This window comes from Methylobacterium sp. 275MFSha3.1 (genome assembly GCF_900108435.1).
In the GTDB taxonomy this organism is placed as follows: domain Bacteria; phylum Pseudomonadota; class Alphaproteobacteria; order Rhizobiales; family Beijerinckiaceae; genus Methylobacterium.
In genome coordinates this window covers 114,270-134,436 of sequence record NZ_FNWP01000004.1, presented here as the reverse complement: position 1 = coordinate 134,436, position 20,167 = coordinate 114,270, and the positions used below count along the sequence as shown (strand labels likewise).

Genomic DNA, 20,167 nt, shown 5'->3' with positions numbered 1-20,167 from the left:
GCGAGGTGAACCGTGATGAGGACCCTCTCCTTCCTGATGCGCGGCGTGATCGCCGACAACGCCCAGGCGATCCACGACGCCCATGCCGTGACGATCCTGCGCCAGCAGATCCGGGACGCCGCCGGCGCCCTGGCGACCGCCCGGCGGGAACTCGCCGTCGCCATGGCCTACCACGCCGCCGAGGCGCGCGCCCTCGACGCCATCGGCACCCGCATCGACACCCTGTCGGACGGGGCGCGGCGGGCGCTCAGCGACGGGCGCGAGGATCTCGGGACCGAGGCGGCGATCCACATCGCCGCCCTGGAGGACGAGCGGGCCGACCGCCGGGCCGCCGCCGAGCGCTTCGCCGCGGAGGTCGAGCGGCTGAAGCGCCTGGTCGCGCAGGGCGGCGAACGCCTGCGGGACCTCGACCGCGGGCTCCAGACCGCCCGCACCACCGAGGCGCTGCGGCGGGCCGGACTGGAGGGCCGCCGGGTGACGACCCTGTCGGCGGGGGCGCTCGGGGAGGCCGAGCGGACGCTGGCGCGCCTGCGCGAGCGGCAGGCGGCCGAGGCGGACGTCGCCGCCGCGCTGACCGAGCTCGAGGCCGAGGCCGCGGGCGGGATCGAGGCCGATCTCGAGGCGGCGGGCTACGGCCGCCCCCGCACCGACCCGCGGGCCGTGCTCGACCGCCTCAGGGCCGGCGCCTGACCGGCGCCGCACCGCTTCCCCTTCGATCCTTCCTCAGGAGACCGCACCATGACACCGCAGATGCCCCATACCGGCGCCTGGAAGACCTTCACGCTGGTCAGCTTCGCCGTCGCCGCCGCCATGCTGACGTTCGGCATCTTCTTCCTGCCCGCCGACATCTGGATCAAGGGCTACCTCGCCATGGCGTCGCTGTTCCTCACGGGCACGACCTTCACCCTGGCCAAGACCCTGCGCGACGAGCACGAGGCGAAGCGGCTGATCAACAAGATCGAGGACGCCGCCACGGAGCGCGTCCTGCGCGAGGTGGTGCCGGGTCGGCTCTGAGGCCCGGCAGGCCCGCGCCCCGACCCGGGCGGCGCGCGTCCCGGGTCGGGGAGGCGGCGCGCGGCGGAGCGCGGCACCTCCCCCGGATCGCTCACGTCGCGGCGTCCAGGAACCCGGCCACGACCCTGGCGAATTCCGGGGTCCGCAGGTAGCCGTAGGATTTGTGCCGGTTCTCGGCGCCGTCCGGCCTCCGGTAGGCGTTGATCACCGGTACGTCCCGCACCCGCACCCCGGCGGCGTTCGGCGCGTAGAGGGCCGCGAGGTCGTCGCCCACCGTGGCGATGTCCTGGCGATCCATCAGGTTGGTCCATGCGGCGAGCGCCGCAGGCACCCGGAGATCGCCGTGCTCGTCGGCGAGCTTCAGCTTCAATTCGGCGAGCCCGAGGGGCGCGCCAAGGGTGACGAGGTCGCAGCGGGGCATCGGCGTCCCGTCCGCCTCGGCGGCGCGCAGCACGTCGTAGGCGATCAGGCCGCCCATCGAGTGCGCGGCGATCAGCACGGTGTCGGATGCGGCCGCCGCCAGGGCATCGCGCAGGCGCGCCCGCGCCGCCGCCCGGAAGTCCGCGTCCTCGTAGTAGCCCCAGAGGTCGTCGAGGCGGTATTCCAGGATCAGGTCGTCCACCGGCGTCAGCCCGGCGGCCTCCTGCAGGTGCGACAGGCCGCGGTAGATCCGGTCGGTGAGGGTCGGCTCGGCGCGCTCCGGCTCCCCCGCCGGGGAGGGGAACGGCCCGAGGCCGTGATCGGGGCGGTAGGGCTCGCGGTTGCGGTCGCCCGCGAGCGGCTGCGGGTAGCGCAGGTCGGCCCAGTAGACGAAGGTGAAGGGCAGATCGGGCTCCGCGACCCGGAGCCCGAGATTGCGGTCGAGCCCCTCGCGGATCGCGGCGCGCCACCAGGCGGCCTTCTCGTCCCGGGGCGGCTTGTTGGCGAGCCCGTGGATGCCGATGATGTGCGTCCGACCCAGTGTCCGCTCCCAGACCGACGAGAGTGCCGGCCGGGCAAGATAGGGCCGCCCCGCGCGGACGGAACTGCGGCTTAGTTTCCGCGCGGCCCGCCGTCACGCCGCTGCCCTCCGCCGTCACCTGGCCGTCACCTCGCCGTCACGCCCGCCGATACCCCATTGCCACGCGGCCGCTCCGCCATAGCTGCGCTGCGGGAACCGGATCGGGCCCGGGGCCTTCTCCCACGACAGATGATCCTGCCGCGCTTGCGTCCCGGTCGCGCGGCCAATGACGAGGACGGTGGCCCGATGCGGCGCGCCCACAGCATGGATTTCGGGGCCGAGATGGTCGGGGGCGGCGTCCGCTTCGCCCTCTGGGCGCCCACCGCCCGGAGCGTCGACCTCGTCGTCGACGGCGTCGACCACCCGCTGCCCGAATCCGGCGGCGGCTGGCGCCGCACGGCCCTGCCGGGGGTGAAGCCCGGCGCCCGCTACGGCTTCCGCGTCGACGGCGACCTCGTCGTGCCCGATCCCGCCTCCCGCTTCCAGCCGGACGACGTCTCGGGCCTCAGCGAGGTGATCGACCCGCGGAGCTTCGAGTGGTCCGACGCGGGCTGGACCGGGCGGCCCTTCGAGGAGGCGGTGATCTACGAGTGCCATGTCGGCACCGCGACGCCGGAGGGCACCTATGCCGGCCTGCAGGCCCGGCTTCCCGACCTCAAGGCGCTCGGCGTCACCGCCCTCGAGCTGCTGCCGCTCGCCGACTTCAAGGGCTCGCGCAACTGGGGCTACGACGGCGTCCAGCCCTACGCGCCGGACGGCGCCTACGGTCGACCGGACGACCTCAAGCGCCTGATCGACGCCGCCCACGGGCTCGGCCTGATGGTCTATCTCGACGCGGTCTACAACCACTTCGGGCCGGCCGGGAACTACCTCCACGCCTATGCCGGGACGTTCTTCACCGAGCGCCACCAGACCCCCTGGGGCGCGGGCATCAACTTCGACGGCAAGGAGAGCGGCGCCACGGTGCGGCAGTTCTTCATCCAGAACGCCCTGTACTGGCTGGAGGAGTACCATTTCGACGGCCTGCGCTTCGACGCCGTCCACGCCATCCTCGACGATTCGCCCCGCCACTTCCTGGCCGAGCTCGGCGAGACGGTCCGGAGGATCTTCCCGAACCGGCAGATCCACCTGATGCTGGAGAACGAGGCCAACCAGGCCCGCTGGCTGGAGCGCGACGCCGCCGGGCGCCCGAAGATGCACGACGCCCAGTGGGCCGACGACCTGCACCATTGCTGGCACGTCCTGCTGACGGGCGAGGACGCCGGCTACTATAAAAGTTTTGCCGACAAACCGGTCGCCCACCTGGCCCGCTGCCTCGCCGAGGGCTTCGCCTACCAGGGCGAGCCCTTCCCGACGCTCGACAACCACCCGCGCGGCGAGCCCTCCGGGCACCTGCCACCCTCCGCCTTCGTGACCTTCCTGCAGAACCACGATCAGGTCGGCAACCGGGCGCTCGGCGAGCGGCTCAACCACCTCGCGGATCCCAAGAAACTCGACCTCGCCCGGGCCGGGCTCCTCCTGGCACCGCAGATCCCGATGCTCTGGATGGGCGAGGAATGGTCGGCCTCGGCGCCGTTCCTGTTCTTCGTCGACTTCGCGCCCGACGCGGACCTGAACAAGGCGGTGCGCGACGGACGCCGCCGGGAGTTCAAGAGCTTCGCGGCCTTCGCGGACGACACCTCCAAGATCCCGGACCCGACCGAGGCCGAGACCTTCGCGGCCTCGAAGCTCGACTGGTCCGAGCGGGAGCGCTCGCCCCACCGCGAGGTGCTGGCCGAGACGACGCGGCTCCTGGGGCTGCGCCGCGACGTGGTCGTGCCCCTGGCGAAGTCCGGCTACGACGGCGCCGCCGCCGCGATGCCGCGCCCGGACGTGGTCGACTGCACGTGGCGCTTCGGCACCGGCACCCTGCGCTTCGTCGCCAATGTCGGGACCGAACCCTTCGCGCTGGATCCGGGCGGTGCCCGGCCGGTCTGGACCAACGCCCCGGACGGGGCCGGACGCGATCTCCCGTCCTGGACGGGCGTGTTCCTGACGGAGTCCCGCGCGTGAGCCGCCTCGAGACACTCGCCGACCTCGTCGGCGTCGCCCCCGGCTACACCGACGCCTTCGGCCAGCCCGTCGAGACGTCGCTGGAGGTGCGCCGCGGCCTGCTGGCGGCCCTCGGCTTCGCGGTGGAGGACGAGGCGGCGATCGCCGCGAGCCTCGCGGAGGTCGAGCGCCTGCGCCGCGGCCTGATCCCGCCGCTCCTGCCGGTGGAGGCCCGCCGGGCCGCCCGGGTGCCGGTGCGCCCGCCGGACGGCGCGCCCCACACCCTGGTCTGGCGCCTCGTCGACGAGCGCGGCGCCGCTCGTGAGGGCCGGGCCAACCCGCAGGGGTCGGAGCCCGGCTTCGAGCTGCCGCCGCTGACCCCGGGCTATCACCGCCTCACCGTCCAGGCCGGGCAGACCCGCACCGAATCCTGGGTGATCGCCGCGCCGCAGCGCTGCTGGCGCCCGCGGCCCTACACGGAGGAGGGCGCCTCCGACTGGGGCATGGCCGCCCAACTCTACGGACTGCGCTCGGCCACCAATATCGGCATCGGCACCTACGCGGATGCCGGCGAGGCCGCCCGCGAGGCCGCCCTGCGCGGGGCGGCGTTCTTGGGGCTCAGCCCGGTCCACGCCCTGTTCGGCTCCGACCGGACCAAGATCTCGCCCTACTCGCCCTCCTCGCGGCTGTTCCTGGAGACGCTGTTCATCGCCCCGCGCAGCCTGCCGGGGCTCGCGGGCTCCCGGGCCGAGGCGCTGCTCGCCGAGCGCGCGGACGCGATCACGGCTCTGCGCGAGGCTGCCCTCGTCGACCACCAGGGCGTCCACGACGTGCTCGACCCGGTGCTCCGGGTGCTCTGGGCCGAGTCGCCGGCCCGGGCCGGCACCGACGCGGGCTTCGAGCAGTTCCGCCAGGAGGGCGGGGAGGATCTCGAAGCGCACGCCCTGTTCGAGGCGCTGTCCGAGCATTTCCGGGGGCAGGGGGCGCACTGGCTGGGCGACTGGCCGGAGGCGTATCGCCGCGCCGGCACGGAGGCGGTCCGAGCCTTCGCGGCGGAGAACGCGGACCTCGTCGGCTACCACGCATGGCTGCAGTACCTCGCCGACCGGCAGCTCGCCGAGGCCTCAGCGGCGGCGCTCGGGGCCGGCATGCGGGTCGGGCTCTACCGCGACCTCGCGGTCGGCGCCGACCGGGGCGGCTCCGAGATCTGGTCGCATCCCGAGCGCTTCGCCGACAAGGTGTCGATCGGCGCGCCGCCGGACCTGCTCGCACCGAAGGGCCAGAACTGGGGCCTGCCGGCCTTCGATCCGCTGGCGATGGAGCGCGACGGGCTCGCGGCCTTCCGGGCCCTGGTCCAGGCCAACATGCGCCACGCCGGCGCGATCCGGATCGACCACGCCTTCCAGCTCGCCCGCCTGTTCCTGATCCCGCTGGGGGCGGGGGCCCAGGCCGGCGCCTACGTGGCCATGCCGTTCGAGCCGATGCTGGCGGTGCTGCGGCTGGAGAGCCACCGCAACAAGTGCCTCGTCATCGCGGAGGATCTCGGCACGGCGCCGGAAGGCTTCTCCGACGCGCTGATGCGGGCCGGGGTGCTGAGCTACCGGATCCTCGCCTTCGAGCGCGAGGCCGACGGACGCTTCAAGCCGCCCTCGGCCTACCCGCGGGACGCGCTCACCGCCATCACCACCCACGACCTGCCGACCTTCGTCGGCTGGTGGCGCGGGGTCGACACCGACACCCGCCAGTCGCTCGGCCTCTACGATCAGGAGCGGGCCGAGGTCGAGCGGGGCGAGCGCGTCGTCGAGCGCCGCCGCCTCGCCGAGGCGCTGGCGGCCGAGCAGCTGCTGCCCTCCGCCGAGCCGCCGGATTCCGCGCCCTTCGAGGCCGCCGCCCGCTACCTCGCCCGCGCGCCCGCGATGCTCACCGCCGTCCAGTACGAGGACGTGGTCTCGGAACTCGCCCAGGCCAACGTGCCCGGCTCGACCGAGGGCTACCCGAACTGGCGGCGCAAGCTCGACCGGGATCTCGTGGACATCGCCGCCCCCGGCGGGCCGCTGGCGAAGCTCGCGGCGTCCCTCTCGGCCGAGGCGCGGGGCCCGCGCTCGGGCGCCGCGCGGCTCGCCGCGCCGCCGCCGCGCGCGACCTACCGGCTGCAGTTCCACAAGGACTTCACCTTCGCGGATGCGGGCCGGATCGTCCCCTACCTGCACCGGCTCGGGATCAGCCACGTCTACGCCTCGCCGCTCCAGAAGGCGCGGCCCGGCTCGACCCACGGCTACGACATCGTCGATCACGGCGCGATCAACCCGGAGCTCGGCGGCGAGGAGGGCTTCATCGCGCTCTCCGAGACGCTCCACGCCCACGGGATCAAGCTCCTGCTCGACATCGTCCCGAACCACATGGGCGTCGGCGGCTCCGACAATCCGTGGTGGCTCTCGGTGCTCGAATGGGGTTCCCTGTCGCCCTTCGCCGACGCCTTCGACATCGACTGGCAGCGGCTCGGGGCCGGGCGCAACCTCGTGATCCCATTCCTCGGCGACCGCTACGGTGAGGCCCTGGAGAAGGGCACGCTGGAGCTGAAGTTCGACCCCGAGACCGGCGCCTTCAGCGTCTGGCACTACGAGCACCAGCTGCCGATCCGCCCCTTGAGCTACCCGACCATCCTCAACCGGGTGATCGCCGCGATCGGGGCGGTGGACGACGACACCACCGCGGAACTGCTCGCCATCTCCGAGCGGCTGCGGGCGATGTCGATCGATACCGACGAGACCCGCCGCAAAGGCTTCCCCGAGGAGGCCGAGGGGCTGAAGCGCCGGCTCGCCGAGATCTACGGCGTGTCGCCGCTGATCCAGGAGGCCACCGCCAGCACGCTGGCGCTGCTCAACGGCTTCAAAGGCCGCCCGGACAGTTTCGGGCCGTTGCACCGGCTGCTGGAGGCGCAGGCCTACCGGCTGGCCCACTGGCGGGTGGCGTCGAGCGACATCAACTACCGCCGCTTCTTCGACGTGAACTCGCTCGCCGGCCTGCGGGTCGAGCTGTCCGACATCTTCCACCGCTCGCACGAGACCGTGTTCCGGCACGTCCGCGAGGGCCGGATCGACGGCCTGCGCATCGACCATATCGACGGCCTCGCCGACCCGCTGGGCTACGCAAGGGCGCTCCAGGCGGCTGTCGGACCGGGCTTCTACGTCGTCGTCGAGAAGATCCTGGAGCCGGGCGAGCGGCTGCGGCCCTGGCCGGTGGCCGGGACCACGGGCTACGACGTGCTCAACCAGCTCGACGGGATCCTGGTCGACAAGAGCCGGCGCGGGAAAATCGAGCGGCTCTACACCTGGGCCACGGGGTTCGACGAGCCCTACGGCTTCCAGCTCCGCGCCGCCAAGGCCGAGATCCTCGAGATCAGCTTCGCGAGCGAGCTGGAGGTGCTGACCACCGACCTCAAGGAGGTCGCCGACGCCGACCGGCGCACCCGCGACTTCACCGTCAACGCGCTCCGCCGGGCGCTGATCGAGATCATCGCGCGCTTCCCGACCTACCGGAGCTACCTGCCGTCGGATCTGGAGGAGGGCGAGGTCGAGCCCGAGGATGTCCGCCTGATCGAGGGCGCCGTCGCCAAGGCCAAGCGCTGGTCGAGCCTGCCGGACCGCTCGGTCCACGACTTCGCCGCCGACGTCCTGCTCGGTCGGGTCGAGACGGCGGGCCCCGGCCGGCCGGACCCGCGGGTGGTGCTGCGCTTCCGCCGCCGGTTCCAGCAGCTCACCGGCCCGGTCATGGCCAAGAGCCTGGAGGACACGCTGTTCTACCGCTACGCCTGTCTCCTCGGCCTCAACGAGGTCGGCGGCGATCCGGGCGAGTACGGGATCGACGCGGAGCACTTCCACGATCTGCAGATCGCCCGCGCCCGGGACTGGCCGAGCGCCATGATCACCACCGCGACCCACGACACCAAGCGGGGCGAGGATGCCCGCACGCGGCTGCTCGCCCTCTCGGAGATCCCCGAGGAATGGGCCAGGGCCTGGGACTTGTGGCAGCGGGTCGCCGGCCCGCACCTCGCCCGGATCGACGGCGAGCCGGCCCCGGACGCCAACGACCAGTGGATGTTCTTCCAGGCGATCCTGGGCGCCTGGCCGCTGGAGCTTCTGGAGCGGGACGAGGCCGGGGCGATCGCGGATTTCCGGGACCGGCTGATCGCCTACGGCGAGAAGGCCATGCGGGAGGGCAAGCGCCGGTCGAGCTGGGTCAACGTCGACGAGGTCTACGAGGGCGCGGTCAAGCGGCTGTTCACGGCGCTGATCGCCCCGGGCTCGGATTTCCTGAGCGCGCTCAGGCCCTTCGCCCGGCGTCTCGCCCATCTCGGCATGCTGGCGAGCCTCGGCCGGACGGTTCTGAAATGCACCCTGCCGGGCCTGCCCGACACCTACCAGGGCACCGAGATCTGGGACTTCTCCTTCGTCGACCCCGACAACCGCCGCCCGGTGGACTACCCGGCGCTGGAACGGATGCTGGAGGAGGGCGGGGCGCCCGCGGAGCTGCTGGGCCACTGGCCGGACGGGCGGGTCAAGCAGGCGACGCTGACGCGGCTCCTCGCCGAGCGGGCCGAGCGCCCGGACTTCTACGCCAGCGCCGCCTACGAGCCCGTCGCGGCCACCGGCGCCCGGGCCGACCACGTCATCGCCTACCGGCGGACCGACCCCGTCCAAGAGGGCGGCGACCTGTTCGTGGCGGTGCCGCGGCTGGTGGCGGGCTTCGTCGGGGACGCCGTCTGGTCGGGCGAGGCCTTCGCGGGCACCCGGGTCGACCTCGGGGCCGGCACCCGCTGGCGGGACCTCGCATCGGGGCGGGTGGTCCAGGGGGAGGGGGCCGATCTCGGCGCTCTCCTGCGCGACCTCCCCTACGCGGTGCTGCGGCGGGAACCGTGACCGCGCCGTCATCGCGAGCGGAGCGAGGCGACCCAGGGCAGCGCGACCTGGATCAGCGTGGCGCCGCTCGCAGAGACGGCGGCGGTCCGGGCGCGTCTTCCGGTGGCTCCTCCGCAGCCCTGTCACGCGACTCTGCTGAGACACGTCGGACCGGATCGCGCGGCACAGCCCGGCGGTTCGGGCGTTACGACACTGGGAACGGGAGCCGAGAGGCAGCATGAACGCACCGACCAAAGCCGCTGCGACGTCCGGGGCCGCGGCCGTCCTGCCGGCCGCGCTGGCCCCCCGGGCCGAGGGGCCGCGGATCTACAACCTGTTCCCGCTCCTGGTCGGGCGCGTCTCGGACTGGACGGCCGAGTTGCCGCGGATCGCCGCCCTCGGCTTCGACTGGGTCTACCTCAACCCGTTCCACCAGACCGGCGGCTCGCGGAGCCTCTACGCGGTCGCCGATCCCGAGCGCCTCGACGAGCGGTTCCGCGACCCCGACGGCACGCCCGACGACGAGCAGATCCGCCGCTTCTGCACCGCCGCCGCGGCGCTGGGCCTGTCGGTGATGACCGACCTCGTGATCAACCACACCGCCGACAACGCCCGGCTCGCCACCGAGCGGCCCGACCTGTTCATGAAGGAGCCCGACGGCTCGATCATGCACCCGGCCGCCGTCGACCCGGACGACCCGTCGATCCGCACCGTCTGGGGCGACCTGGCCGAGCTCGACTACCACACCCCCTCCGTCCGGGACGAACTCACCCGGATCTGGGGCGCCTACGTGGCGCATCTCCAGGGCCTCGGCGTGAAGGGCTTCCGGTGCGACGCCGCCTACAAGGTGCCACCGGAGACCTGGCGGGTGCTGATCGGGCAGGCCAAGAGCCAAGACCCCGCATGCCTGTTCGCCGCCGAGACCCTGGGCTGCACCTTCGAGGAGGCCCGGGCCACGGCCGGCGCCGGCTTCGACTACCTGTTCAACTCCTTCGCGTGGTGGGACCTGAGGAAGCCCTGGGCGCTCGAGCAGTACGAGCGCCTGCGGGTGCTGGCGCCCTCGATCGCCTTCCCCGAGAACCACGACATGACGCGGCTCGCCGCCGAGATCGGCGGCGGCCCGGAGGCGGTGGCGGCGCATCTGCGCACCCGCTACGCGCTCGCGGCCTTCTTCTCGGCCGGCGTCCTCATGCCGATCGGCTACGAGTGGGGCTACCGGCGGGCGCTGCACGTGGTCGAGACCACCCCGCGCGACCGCGAGAACGAGACCGGCATCGACATCTCCGGCTCCATTCGGGCGATCAACGCCCTGCGGGCGGAGCTGCCGGCCGCCAATGTCGAGGGCGCGCAGATCCGGATCTCGGCCCCCGACAGCGATCTGGTGGCGCTCGCCCGCTTCGACACCGGCCACCCGGCCTCGGCGCGGCACGGGTTGATCGTGCTCTACAACCCGACCGACCGGCCGGTGCCGGTCGAGGCCGGCGCGCTCGTCGCCCGCACCGGCGGGATGCTCGGCGCCTTCGTCGACCGGACCCCGGAGGCCGAGCCGATCGCGTTCCATCCCGGCAGCGCCATCGACCTGATGCCGGGCGAGTTGCGCATCCTCGCGGCCAGCGCCCAGGAGCTCGCCCGCCAGCCGGCGCGCGGCACCCCGGACGGGGAGGGAAGGGTGGTGATCGAGGCGGTCAGCCCCGAGATCGACGGCGGTCGCTCGGCGGTGAAGCGGATCGTCGGCGAGTCCCTGCGGGTCGAGGCCGACATCTTCTCCGACGGCCACGAGATCATCGACGCCGCGATCCTGTCGCGGGTCGCCGGCACCGAGGCGTCTGGAGGCGAGACTTGGCGCGAGGACCCGATGGTCTTCGTCGACAACGACCGCTGGGCCGGGCACTTCCCCCTGGAGCGGAACGCCCGCTACGAGTTCACCCTGATCGCGTGGCGCGACGCGTTCTCGTCCTGGGTGCGCGACACCCTGAAGAAGCGCGCCGCCGGCGTCGACGTCCGCTTGGAAACGATCGAGGGCGTGGCGCTCGTCGGGACCGCGGCCTCGCTCGCCCGGACCCGCGGCGGCCGCGACGCCGAGCGCCTCGCCGCGCTCGTGGCCGCGCTCGCCGCCGAGGAGACCGGCTCGGCCGCCCAGCTCGACCGGATCCTCGCCCCCGACGCGTCGAGCCTCGTGCGCCGGAACGCCGAGCGGGTGAACCTGACCCGCTATCCGGTGACCCTGCCGGTGATCGCCGACCGCCTCGCGGCCCGGTTCTCCGCCTGGTACGAGATCTTCCCGCGCTCCCAGTCGATGGACGTGAACCGCCACGGCACCTTCGACGACGTCATCCGGCGCCTGCCCGAGATCCGCGAGCTCGGCTTCGACGTTCTCTACTTCACGCCGATCCACCCCGTGGGTCGGACCAACCGCAAGGGGAAGAACAACACCCTCAAGGCCGAGCCCGGCGATGTCGGCTCGGTCTACGCGGTGGGCGCCGAGGAGGGCGGCCACGAGGCCGTGCATCCCGACCTCGGCACGCTCGCGGATTTCGAGCGGCTGGTCGCGGCGAGCCACGCCTACGGCATGGAGATCGCCCTCGACTTCGCGATCCAGTGCTCGCCGGACCATCCCTGGATCAAGAACCACCCGGAATGGTTCGAGTGGCGCCCCGACGGCACCCTGAAATTCGCCGAGAACCCGCCGAAGAAGTACGAGGACATCTCGAACGTCCACTTCTACGGGGGCGCCCTGCCCTCGCTCTGGATCGAGCTGCGCGACATCCTGCTCGGCTGGTGCGCGCGCGGTGTGCGCATCTTCCGGGTCGACAACCCGCACACCAAGCCGATCCCGTTCTGGGAATGGGTGATCGGCGAGGTCAACGGCCGCTACCCGGACGCGATCTTCCTCGCCGAGGCCTTCACCCGGCCGAAGATGATGAAGAAGCTCGCCAAGGCCGGCTACCAGCAGAGCTACACCTACTTCACGTGGCGCAACACCAAGCAGGAGCTCACCGACTACGCCCTGGAGCTGGCCGGCGAGATGGGCGAGTACTACCGCCCGAACTTCTTCGCCAACACGCCCGACATCAACCCGTACTTCCTCCAGACCAGCGGGCGGGCGGGGTTCGTCATCCGCGGCACGCTCGCCGCGACCCTGTCGTCGGTCTACGGCATCTACAACGGCTTCGAGCTGTGCGAGGCCGCGCCGTACCCGGGCAAGGAGGAGTATCTCAACTCCGAGAAATACGAGCTGAAGGCCTGGGACTACGACCGGCCGGGCAACATCCGCGAGCACATCGTCAAGCTCAACAGGATCCGGCGCGAGAATCCCGCTCTCTGGGATTTCCGCAACGTGACCTTCACGGGCGCCTGGAACGACAACATCATCGCCTACGCCAAGGCGACGCCGGAGCGCGACAACTGCGTCTTCACCATGGTCAACCTCGACCCGAAGAACCGCCAGGAATGCACCTACGAGGTGCCGCTCTGGCTGTTCGGCCTGCCCGACGACGGCGCCGTCGAGGTCGAGGACCTGCTCCAGGGCTACACGTTCGAGTTGCGCGGCAAGACCCACCGCATCGCCCTCGATCCGGCCGAGCGATCCTGCGTGATCTGGCGCCTCCGGGCGCCGCGGCGGGTTGCGGGCTGAGGCCGCGCGTGGCACTCGGCCATGGCCCTTGAATGCGGCGGCGGGAATTCCCGCCGCCGACCCTCGCACCCGCGCGGCGGCCCGCCGCCCGCGCCCCGGCCGGGTCCCCCGCCGGTCCCGTCAGACTCGACCGATGAGGCAGCGACGCGATGATCGATCGCAGCGACCCGCAATGGTACCGTGACGCCATCATCTACCAGATCCACGTCAAGTCGTTCTTCGACTCGAACAACGACGGGATCGGGGATTTCGAGGGCCTGACCCAGCGCCTCGACTACGTGCGCGATCTCGGCGTGACGGCGATCTGGCTGATGCCGTTCTATCCCTCGCCGCTGCGCGACGACGGCTACGACATCGCCGATTACCGGGACATCAACCCGTCCTACGGGACCATGGAGGACTTCAAGGCCTTCGTGGAGGCGGCGCACGAGCGCGGTCTGCGGGTCATCACCGAGCTCGTCATCAACCACACCTCGGACCAGCACCCCTGGTTCCAGGCCGCCCGCGAGGCCCCTCCCGGCTCGCCCGAGCGCGACTTCTACGTCTGGTCGGACACCGACGAGCCGTACAAGGACACGCGGATCATCTTCCTCGACACCGAGGCGTCGAACTGGACCTGGGACCCGGTCGCCAAGCAGTATTTCTGGCACCGGTTCTACAGTCACCAGCCGGATCTCAACTTCGACAACCCGAAGGTGCTGGAAGCGGTCATCGACGTGATGCGCTACTGGCTCGACATGGGCGTCGACGGCCTGCGGCTCGACGCGATCCCCTACCTGATCGAGCGCGACGGCACGAACTGCGAGAACCTCGCCGAGACCCACGACGTCATCAAGGCGATCCGCGCCGCGCTGGACGCGAGCTACCCCGACCGGATGCTGCTCGCCGAGGCCAACCAGTGGCCCGAGGAGACCGCGCAGTATTTCGGCGACGGCGACGAGTGCCACATGGCGTTCCATTTCCCGCTGATGCCGCGGATGTACATGGCGATCGCCCGGGAGGACCGGCACCCGATCACCGACATCATGCGCCAGACCCCGGAAATCCCGGAGGGCTGCCAGTGGGCGATCTTCCTGCGCAACCACGACGAGCTGACGCTCGAGATGGTCACGGCCGAGGAGCGTGACTACCTCTGGTCGTTCTACGCCGCCGAGCGGCGCGCCCGGATCAACCTCGGCATCCGCCGACGCCTCGCGCCGCTCCTCGAGAACGACCGGCGCAAGATCGAGCTGATGAAGTCCCTCGTCCTGTCGATGCCCGGCACGCCGGTGCTCTACTACGGCGACGAGGTCGGCATGGGCGACAACATCTACCTCGGCGACCGCGACGGCGTGCGCACGCCGATGCAGTGGTCGCCCGACCGCAACGGCGGCTTCTCGCGGGCGAATCCCCAGAAGCTGTTCCTGCCGGCGATCCAGGACCCGATCTACGGGTTCGACGCGATCAACGTCGAGGCGCAGACCCAGGCCCAGACGAGCCTGCTGAACTGGACGCGGCGCATGATCGCGATCCGCAACAACAGCGTCGCGCTGGGGCGCGGCACCATCCAGTTCCTGTACCCGTCGAACCGGAAGGTGCTCGCCTGGATCCGCGAGCACGAGGACGAGCGGATCCTGTGCGTGGCGAACCTGTCGCGCGCGCCGCAGGCGGTGCAGCTCGACCTGTCGGAGCTGCGCACCGCGGTGCCGATCGAGCTGACCGGTGGCACCGAGTTCCCGCCGATCGGCGACCTGCCCTACCTGCTGACCCTGCCGTCCTACGGCTTCTACTGGTTCTCCTTGAGCGCCGCCCGGTCGGGGGTGATCGGCCCGCAGCAGGAGCCGCCCGAGCTGTTCACCCTCGTGCTCACCGGCGGGATCGAGACCCTGATGAGCGGGCGCGAGCGCGTCGCCTTCGAGCGCACCGTGGTGCCGCCGTTCCTGACGAGCCGGCGCTGGTTCGGCGCCAAGGGCTCGCGGATCAAGGCCACGAAGGTCGTCGACTGCGCCGCCCTGAAGGACGTCGACGGCAGCGCGCGCTTCCTGCTGCCGCGGCTGCAGGTGCAGCTCGCCAGCGGCGAGACCCAGGAATACTTCGTGCCCGTGGGCGTCGAGGAGGGCCGCGAGGACGAGACCCTCATGCCCTTCGCGGTGGCGCGGGTGCGCCGGGGGCCGCGCACCGGCCTGCTCTACGGGGCGGCCGGCTCCAACGACTTCGCCGCCTGCCTGATCGACGACATGCGGCAGGCCCGCGAGATCCCCACGGAGACCGGGCGGCTCGTCTTCGCCGTCACCTCGGCCTTCGACCCGGACGTCACGGTCGACGTGGCCGACATCCGCCGGCTCTCGGGCGAGCAGAGCAACACCTCGATCGCCATCGGCTCGAAGATGATGCTCAAGCTGCTGCGCCGCCTGCAGCCGGGCCTGCATCCCGAGATCGAGGTCGGCCGCTTCCTCACCGAGCAGGCGGGGTTCTCGAACACCCCCGCCCTGCTCGGCACCCTGGAGCACGTCGCCGAGGACGGCACCCGGACCGCCCTGGCGGTCCTGCAGAAGTTCGTGATGAACCAGGGCGACGCCTGGACCCTGATGCTGGAGGGCCTGCGCCGGGACTTCGAGACCGTGGTGCTCACGCCCGAGAGCGAGGCCGCGACCCCCGAGGAGGCGTTCCAGGCCCACCGGCCCTGGGCCGACCTGCTCGGCCGGCGCACCGCCGAGCTGCACGCGGCGCTCGCCATCGAGACCGACGACCCGGCCTTCGCGGCCGAGCCGTTCACCGGGGACGACCTCGCCGTGCTGGCGCGCGACGCCCGCCACCAGGCCGAGCGCGCCTTCCGGGCGCTCAAGGGCCTCGCCGACCGCGGCCTCGACGCCGGCAAGCCGGCCTGCGCGGAGCTCGGCCAGCGCCGGGGCGAGGTCGAGGCGCTGATCGCCGCGCTCACCGAAGCGCCGGTCCGGGGCGCCCACAAGACCCGCATCCACGGCGACTACCACCTGGGCCAGGTGCTGGTCGCCGAGAACGACCTGATCATCGTCGACTTCGAGGGCGAGCCCTCGCGCCCGGCCGACGAGCGCCGGGCCAAGTCGATGCCCCTGCGGGACGTCGCCGGGCTGATGCGCTCCTTCGCGTACGGCGCCGAGACGGTGATCCGGGAGATCACCGCACGGTTCGCCGATTCGGAGGAGCGGGCGCGGGACGCGGCGACCGCGTGGCGCGGCATGATCGAGGCGGCGTTCCTCGCCGGCTACGAGACCGCGGTCGAGGGCTCCCGGGCGGCGGTGACCGATCCGGAGAGCCGGACCCGTCTGCTGCGCCTCTGCCTGCTGACCAAGGCGCTCTACGAGGTCGACTACGAGGCCAACAACCGGCCGGACTGGATCGAAATCCCCGCCCGTGGGGTTCTCACCATTCTGGACACGGACGGACACGAGCCCGGAGCATCTGAATGACGGCGATCGACGAGACCTTCGCACGACGGGCCGACCCGGGCGCGGGGACGGCGCGGACCGCGGATGTCCCGGGCTCCGGCGCCGCGCAGCCGCCGAGCGTCCACCCGGACGCGATCGCCGCGCTGATGGCCGCCAACCACGGCGACCCCTTCGCGGTGCTCGGGCCCCACCGGGTCGGGCCGAAGGCCTGGGAGGTGCGCGCCGTGCTGCCCGAGGCGCGGGCCGCCACCCTGGTGATGGACGGCCGCACCGCGCCCTTCGAGAAGCGCCATCCGGACGGGTTCTGGGTCGCGAAGGCCGAGGGCGAGCACCGGCCCCTCTACGAGATCGAGGTCGAGTCCTGGGACGGGACGAAGCGCCGCCGCTACGACCCCTACGGCTTCGGCTCCTCGATCGAGCAGTACGACGTGGCGGCGCTCCGCGAGGTCGGCACCAACCTCGTCTACCGGATGCTCGGCGCGCAGTCGGGGCAGCTCGACGGCATCGACGGCTTCCGCTTCGCCGTCTGGGCGCCCAACGCCCGCAAGGTCAGCGTCGTCGGCGACTTCAACGACTGGGACGGGCGGCGCCACCCGATGCGCCTCTGGCAGGACGGCGGCATCTGGGAGCTGTTCGTGCCGGGCCTCAAGTCCGGCGTGCGCTACAAGTTCGAGATCCGCGGCCCCGACGGATCCCTGGTCCCGCTCAAGGCCGACCCGGTCGCCTTCGCGGCCCAGCACCCGCCGGAGACCGCCTCGGTCACCCACGGGACGGGCGACTTCGACTGGCGCGATTCCGGCTGGATGAGCACCCGCGGCGCCAAGGACCCGCGCCACGCGGCGATCTCGATCTACGAGGTCCATCTCGGCTCCTGGGCGCGGGTGCCCGAGGAGGGCAACCGCTACCTCACCTACAAGGAACTCGGCGACCGGCTGATCCCCTACGTCAAGGATCTGGGCTTCACCCATATCGAGATGCTGCCGATCACCGAGTTCCCGTTCGACGGGTCCTGGGGCTACCAGCCGGTCTCGCTCTTCGCGCCGACGAGCCGCTTCGGAAGCCCTGAGGACTTCGCGGCCTTCGTGGACGCGGCCCACGAGGCCGGCATCGGCGTGCTGCTCGACTGGGTGCCGGGCCACTTCCCGCTCGACGCCCACGGGCTCGGCCTGTTCGACGGCACCCACCTCTACGAGCACGCCGACCCGCGCCAGGGCTTCCACCAGGACTGGGGCACCTACATTTACAATTTCGGGCGGACCGAGGTCGCGACGTTCCTCGCCGCCAACGCCCGGTTCTGGCTGGAGCACTACCACCTCGACGGCCTGCGCGTGGACGCCGTGGCGTCGATGCTCTACCTCGACTACTCGCGCCGCCAGGGCGAGTGGATCCCGAACCGCTACGGCGGCAACGAGAACCTCGACGCCATCGACTTCCTGCGCAAGACCAACGAGGCGACCTACAGCCACGCCCCGGGGACGATCACGGTGGCGGAGGAATCGACCTCCTGGCCGGGCGTCTCGCACCCGACCTACACGGGCGGCCTCGGCTTCGGCTTCAAGTGGAACATGGGCTGGATGCACGACACCCTGCATTTCATGCAGGAGGATCCGATCCATCGCCGCTACCACCACCACAACCTGACCTTCGGGCTGCTCTACGCCTTCTCGGAGAATTTCATTCTGCCGCTCTCCCACGACGAGGTCGTGCACGGGAAGGGCTCGCTGCTCGGCAAGATGCCGGGCGACCGCTGGCAGAAATTCGCGAATCTCCGGGCCTATTACGGCTTCATGTGGGGGCATCCCGGCAAGAAGCTGCTGTTCATGGGCGGCGAGTTCGGCCAGGAGCGGGAGTGGAACCACGACAACAGCCTGGACTGGCACCTCCTGGACGATCCCCTGCACAAGGGCGTCCAGAGCGTGATCCGCGACCTGAACCGGCTCTACGTCTCGACCCCGGCCCTCTACGGCCGCGACGTCGAGCATACCGGCTTCCAGTGGCTGGTGGCGGACGACCAGGACAACAGCGTCATCGCCTGGGCCCGCAAGGGTGCCAAGCCCGGCGAGGTGGCGATCGTGGTGTCGAACTTCACGCCGGTGCCGCGCGAGGGCTACCGGATCGGCGTGCCGCAGGCGGGTTTCTATCGCGAGGCGTTCAACTCGGATGCCGGGGTCTACGGTGGGTCCAACCTGGGCAACCAGGGCGGCCGCCACACCGACGATCAGGCGAGCCACGGCCAGGGTCAGAGCCTGTCGCTGACCCTGCCGCCGCTCGCCACGATGATCTTCCTGCTGGAGGGGTGAGGAGACTTTCGCCTTCGCCCAGGCGTCACCGCGTCGTCCCGGGGCCGCGCAGCGGAGCCCGGGATCCAGGCCCGCCGGCGGTCAAGGTCCGCACCGACGGCGGTCCGGGTTGCCCCCCTCCGGCATATCCGTCCGGGTCCGGCTGCGACGCCCCGGGACGACGGGCGCGGTGAAGCGGCGCGAGGGGAAGCGCCCGCGCCGTTGGCAGAGATGATCTGACCCGACCGGACCTCCCCGCCCCGCAGGGGGGCCCGCGAGAAATCCCTACGCCGCCCGCCAGCGCAGCCCGACGCTGTTGCCGATGGCCCGGCCGTAGAGCCCGGCATAGTCCTCGGCGGCCCGGTCCCAGCCGAAATGGGCCGCCATGGCCCGCCGCCGCATGGCGTTGAGGCGCTTCTTCTGGCCGAAGGCCTCCAGCGCCCGCCGCACCGCCGCCCCGAAGGAGGCGGCCGAGGCCTCCCCGAAGGTGAAGCCCGTCACGCCGTCCTCGACCGTGTCGGCGAGGCCGCCGGTCCGGCGCACGATCGGCAGGGAGCCGAAGCGCTGCGCGTACATCTGGGCGAGGCCGCAAGGCTCGAAGCGCGAGGGCATCAGCAGGAAGTCGCTGCCGGCGAACATCCGCCGGGCCTGCGCCTCCTCGAAGCCGACATGCACGCCGACCGCGTCGGGATGGCGCTGGGCGAGGCCGCGGAGCGCCTGCTCGAACCGGCCCTCGCCCTGGCCGATCACCACGAGCTGGCCGCCCCCGGCCACGATGGTCTCGGCCGCCTGCAGGCTCAGGTCGATGCCCTTCTGGTGCACGAGGCGCGACACGATGGCGAAGAGCGGCCCGCGGGAGACCGCGAGGCCGAATTGCTGGCGCACCGCCTCGGTGTTGGCGCGCTTGCCCTTCCAGTCGTCGATCTCGAAGCGCGTGGCGAGGTGCGGGTCGGTGGTCGGATCCCAGGTCTCGTCGATGCCGTTCAGGATGCCGGCGAGCCGGCCCTGGCCGGCACGGGTGCGCAGCAGCCCGTCGAGGCCGCAGCCCAGCTCGGGCGTCTGGATCTCCCGGGCGTAGGTCTCGCTCACCGTGGTGACCTGCGAGGCGTAGAAGATGCCGGCCTTCAGGAAGGAGAGCTGTCCGTAGAACTCGGCGCCGTCGACCTGGAAGGCCGAGTCCGGCACGCCGAGCCGGGGCAGGGCGTCCCGGGGAAACAGGCCCTGGTAGGCGAGGTTGTGGATGGTCAGCACGCTCGGGACCCGCCGGCCGCGCCACGCGAGATAGGCCGGCGCCAGGGCCGCCTGCCAGTCGTTGAGGTGCAGGATGTCGGCCGCCCAGTCGGGATCGGCGCCGGTGGCGAGGTCCGCCGCCGCGAGGCTGAGGCGGGCGAAGCGCAGGTCGTTGTCGCCGAAATCGCCGTGCTGGTCGCCGTAGGGCGTGCCGTCGCGCTCGTAGAGGTCGGGGCTGAGCAGGACGTAGATCCGCAGGCCGTCGGCCGCCTCGACCAGGCCGAGGTCGCAGGCGGGAATGCCCGCGAAGCCCTCGAGGCGGGCGACGACCGGGATCTCCGGGAAGGCGGCCCGGACCTGCCGGTAGCCCGGGATCAGGACGCGGATGTCGTAGTGCGGGACCAGGGCCCGGGGCAGGGCGGCCGAGACCTCGCCGAGGCCACCGGTCTTCACGAAATCCGCCATCTCGGGCGTCGCGTAGAGGATGCGGCGGCGCAGCGAGGCCGGCCGGGCCGGAACCGGTACGGGACCGACGCCGTTCCCCTCGCCGGACGACCACTCGGCGAAGGGACCACCACGGCGCGCATCGAGCATCAGCATTGATCCTGGCCGGGCGGAATGCCCCGGTCTGGCAGTCGACCGGGCAGGCACGGCTGTCACGATCTCAACCACGG

At 71.9% G+C, this 20,167-nt stretch carries 9 protein-coding genes; 7 read left to right on the top strand and 2 right to left on the bottom strand.

The features are described from left to right. Nucleotides 1–15: 15 nt before the first annotated feature. Both BLW78_RS05600 and BLW78_RS05595 read left to right on the top strand, forming a co-directional pair. On the top strand, nucleotides 16–690 hold the full coding sequence (locus BLW78_RS05600) for a PspA/IM30 family protein (RefSeq protein ID WP_091677436.1): 675 nt from the start codon (nucleotides 16–18) through the stop codon (nucleotides 688–690). Between the two features lie 48 nt (nucleotides 691–738). Continuing rightward, the gene (locus BLW78_RS05595) at nucleotides 739–1,014 is read left to right on the top strand and encodes a YiaA/YiaB family inner membrane protein (protein WP_020093331.1); all 276 of its coding nucleotides are present in this window, start codon (nucleotides 739–741) and stop codon (nucleotides 1,012–1,014) included. A gap of 91 nt (nucleotides 1,015–1,105) precedes the next feature. On the opposite strand, the gene BLW78_RS05590 is transcribed toward BLW78_RS05595, so the two are convergent. Next, the gene (locus BLW78_RS05590) at nucleotides 1,106–1,975 is read right to left on the bottom strand and encodes a hypothetical protein (RefSeq protein ID WP_091677432.1); all 870 of its coding nucleotides are present in this window, start codon (nucleotides 1,973–1,975) and stop codon (nucleotides 1,106–1,108) included. 285 nt (nucleotides 1,976–2,260) lie between these two features. Here BLW78_RS05590 and treZ point away from each other — a divergent pair, with 285 nt between their 5' ends. The 5 genes from treZ (at nucleotide 2,261) to glgB (ending at nucleotide 18,284) form a co-directional block, all read left to right on the top strand. Beyond that, nucleotides 2,261–4,066 (top strand): malto-oligosyltrehalose trehalohydrolase, encoded by a 1,806-nt coding sequence (gene treZ / locus BLW78_RS05585; protein ID WP_091677702.1) that lies wholly within the window; start codon nucleotides 2,261–2,263, stop codon nucleotides 4,064–4,066. Continuing rightward, entirely contained in the window at nucleotides 4,063–8,964 is a 4,902-nt protein-coding gene (locus tag BLW78_RS05580; RefSeq protein WP_091677429.1) for a malto-oligosyltrehalose synthase, read from the top strand. Before treZ ends, BLW78_RS05580 begins: the two co-directional genes overlap by 4 nt. Before the next feature lie 217 nt (nucleotides 8,965–9,181). Further along, nucleotides 9,182–12,577, top strand: coding sequence for a maltotransferase domain-containing protein (locus BLW78_RS05575; RefSeq protein ID WP_091677427.1), 3,396 nt, complete (start codon nucleotides 9,182–9,184; stop codon nucleotides 12,575–12,577). 149 nt (nucleotides 12,578–12,726) lie between these two features. After that, entirely contained in the window at nucleotides 12,727–16,005 is a 3,279-nt protein-coding gene (gene treS, locus BLW78_RS05570) for a maltose alpha-D-glucosyltransferase (RefSeq protein WP_091677424.1), read from the top strand. Continuing rightward, nucleotides 16,002–18,284, top strand: a complete 2,283-nt coding sequence (gene glgB, locus BLW78_RS05565; RefSeq protein WP_091677421.1) for a 1,4-alpha-glucan branching protein GlgB — start codon at nucleotides 16,002–16,004, stop codon at nucleotides 18,282–18,284. Before treS ends, glgB begins: the two co-directional genes overlap by 4 nt. 264 nt (nucleotides 18,285–18,548) lie before the next feature. On the opposite strand, the gene glgA is transcribed toward glgB, so the two are convergent. Beyond that, nucleotides 18,549–20,087 (bottom strand): glycogen synthase GlgA, encoded by a 1,539-nt coding sequence (gene glgA / locus BLW78_RS05560; RefSeq protein ID WP_091677700.1) that lies wholly within the window; start codon nucleotides 20,085–20,087, stop codon nucleotides 18,549–18,551. Nucleotides 20,088–20,167 lie beyond the last annotated feature (80 nt).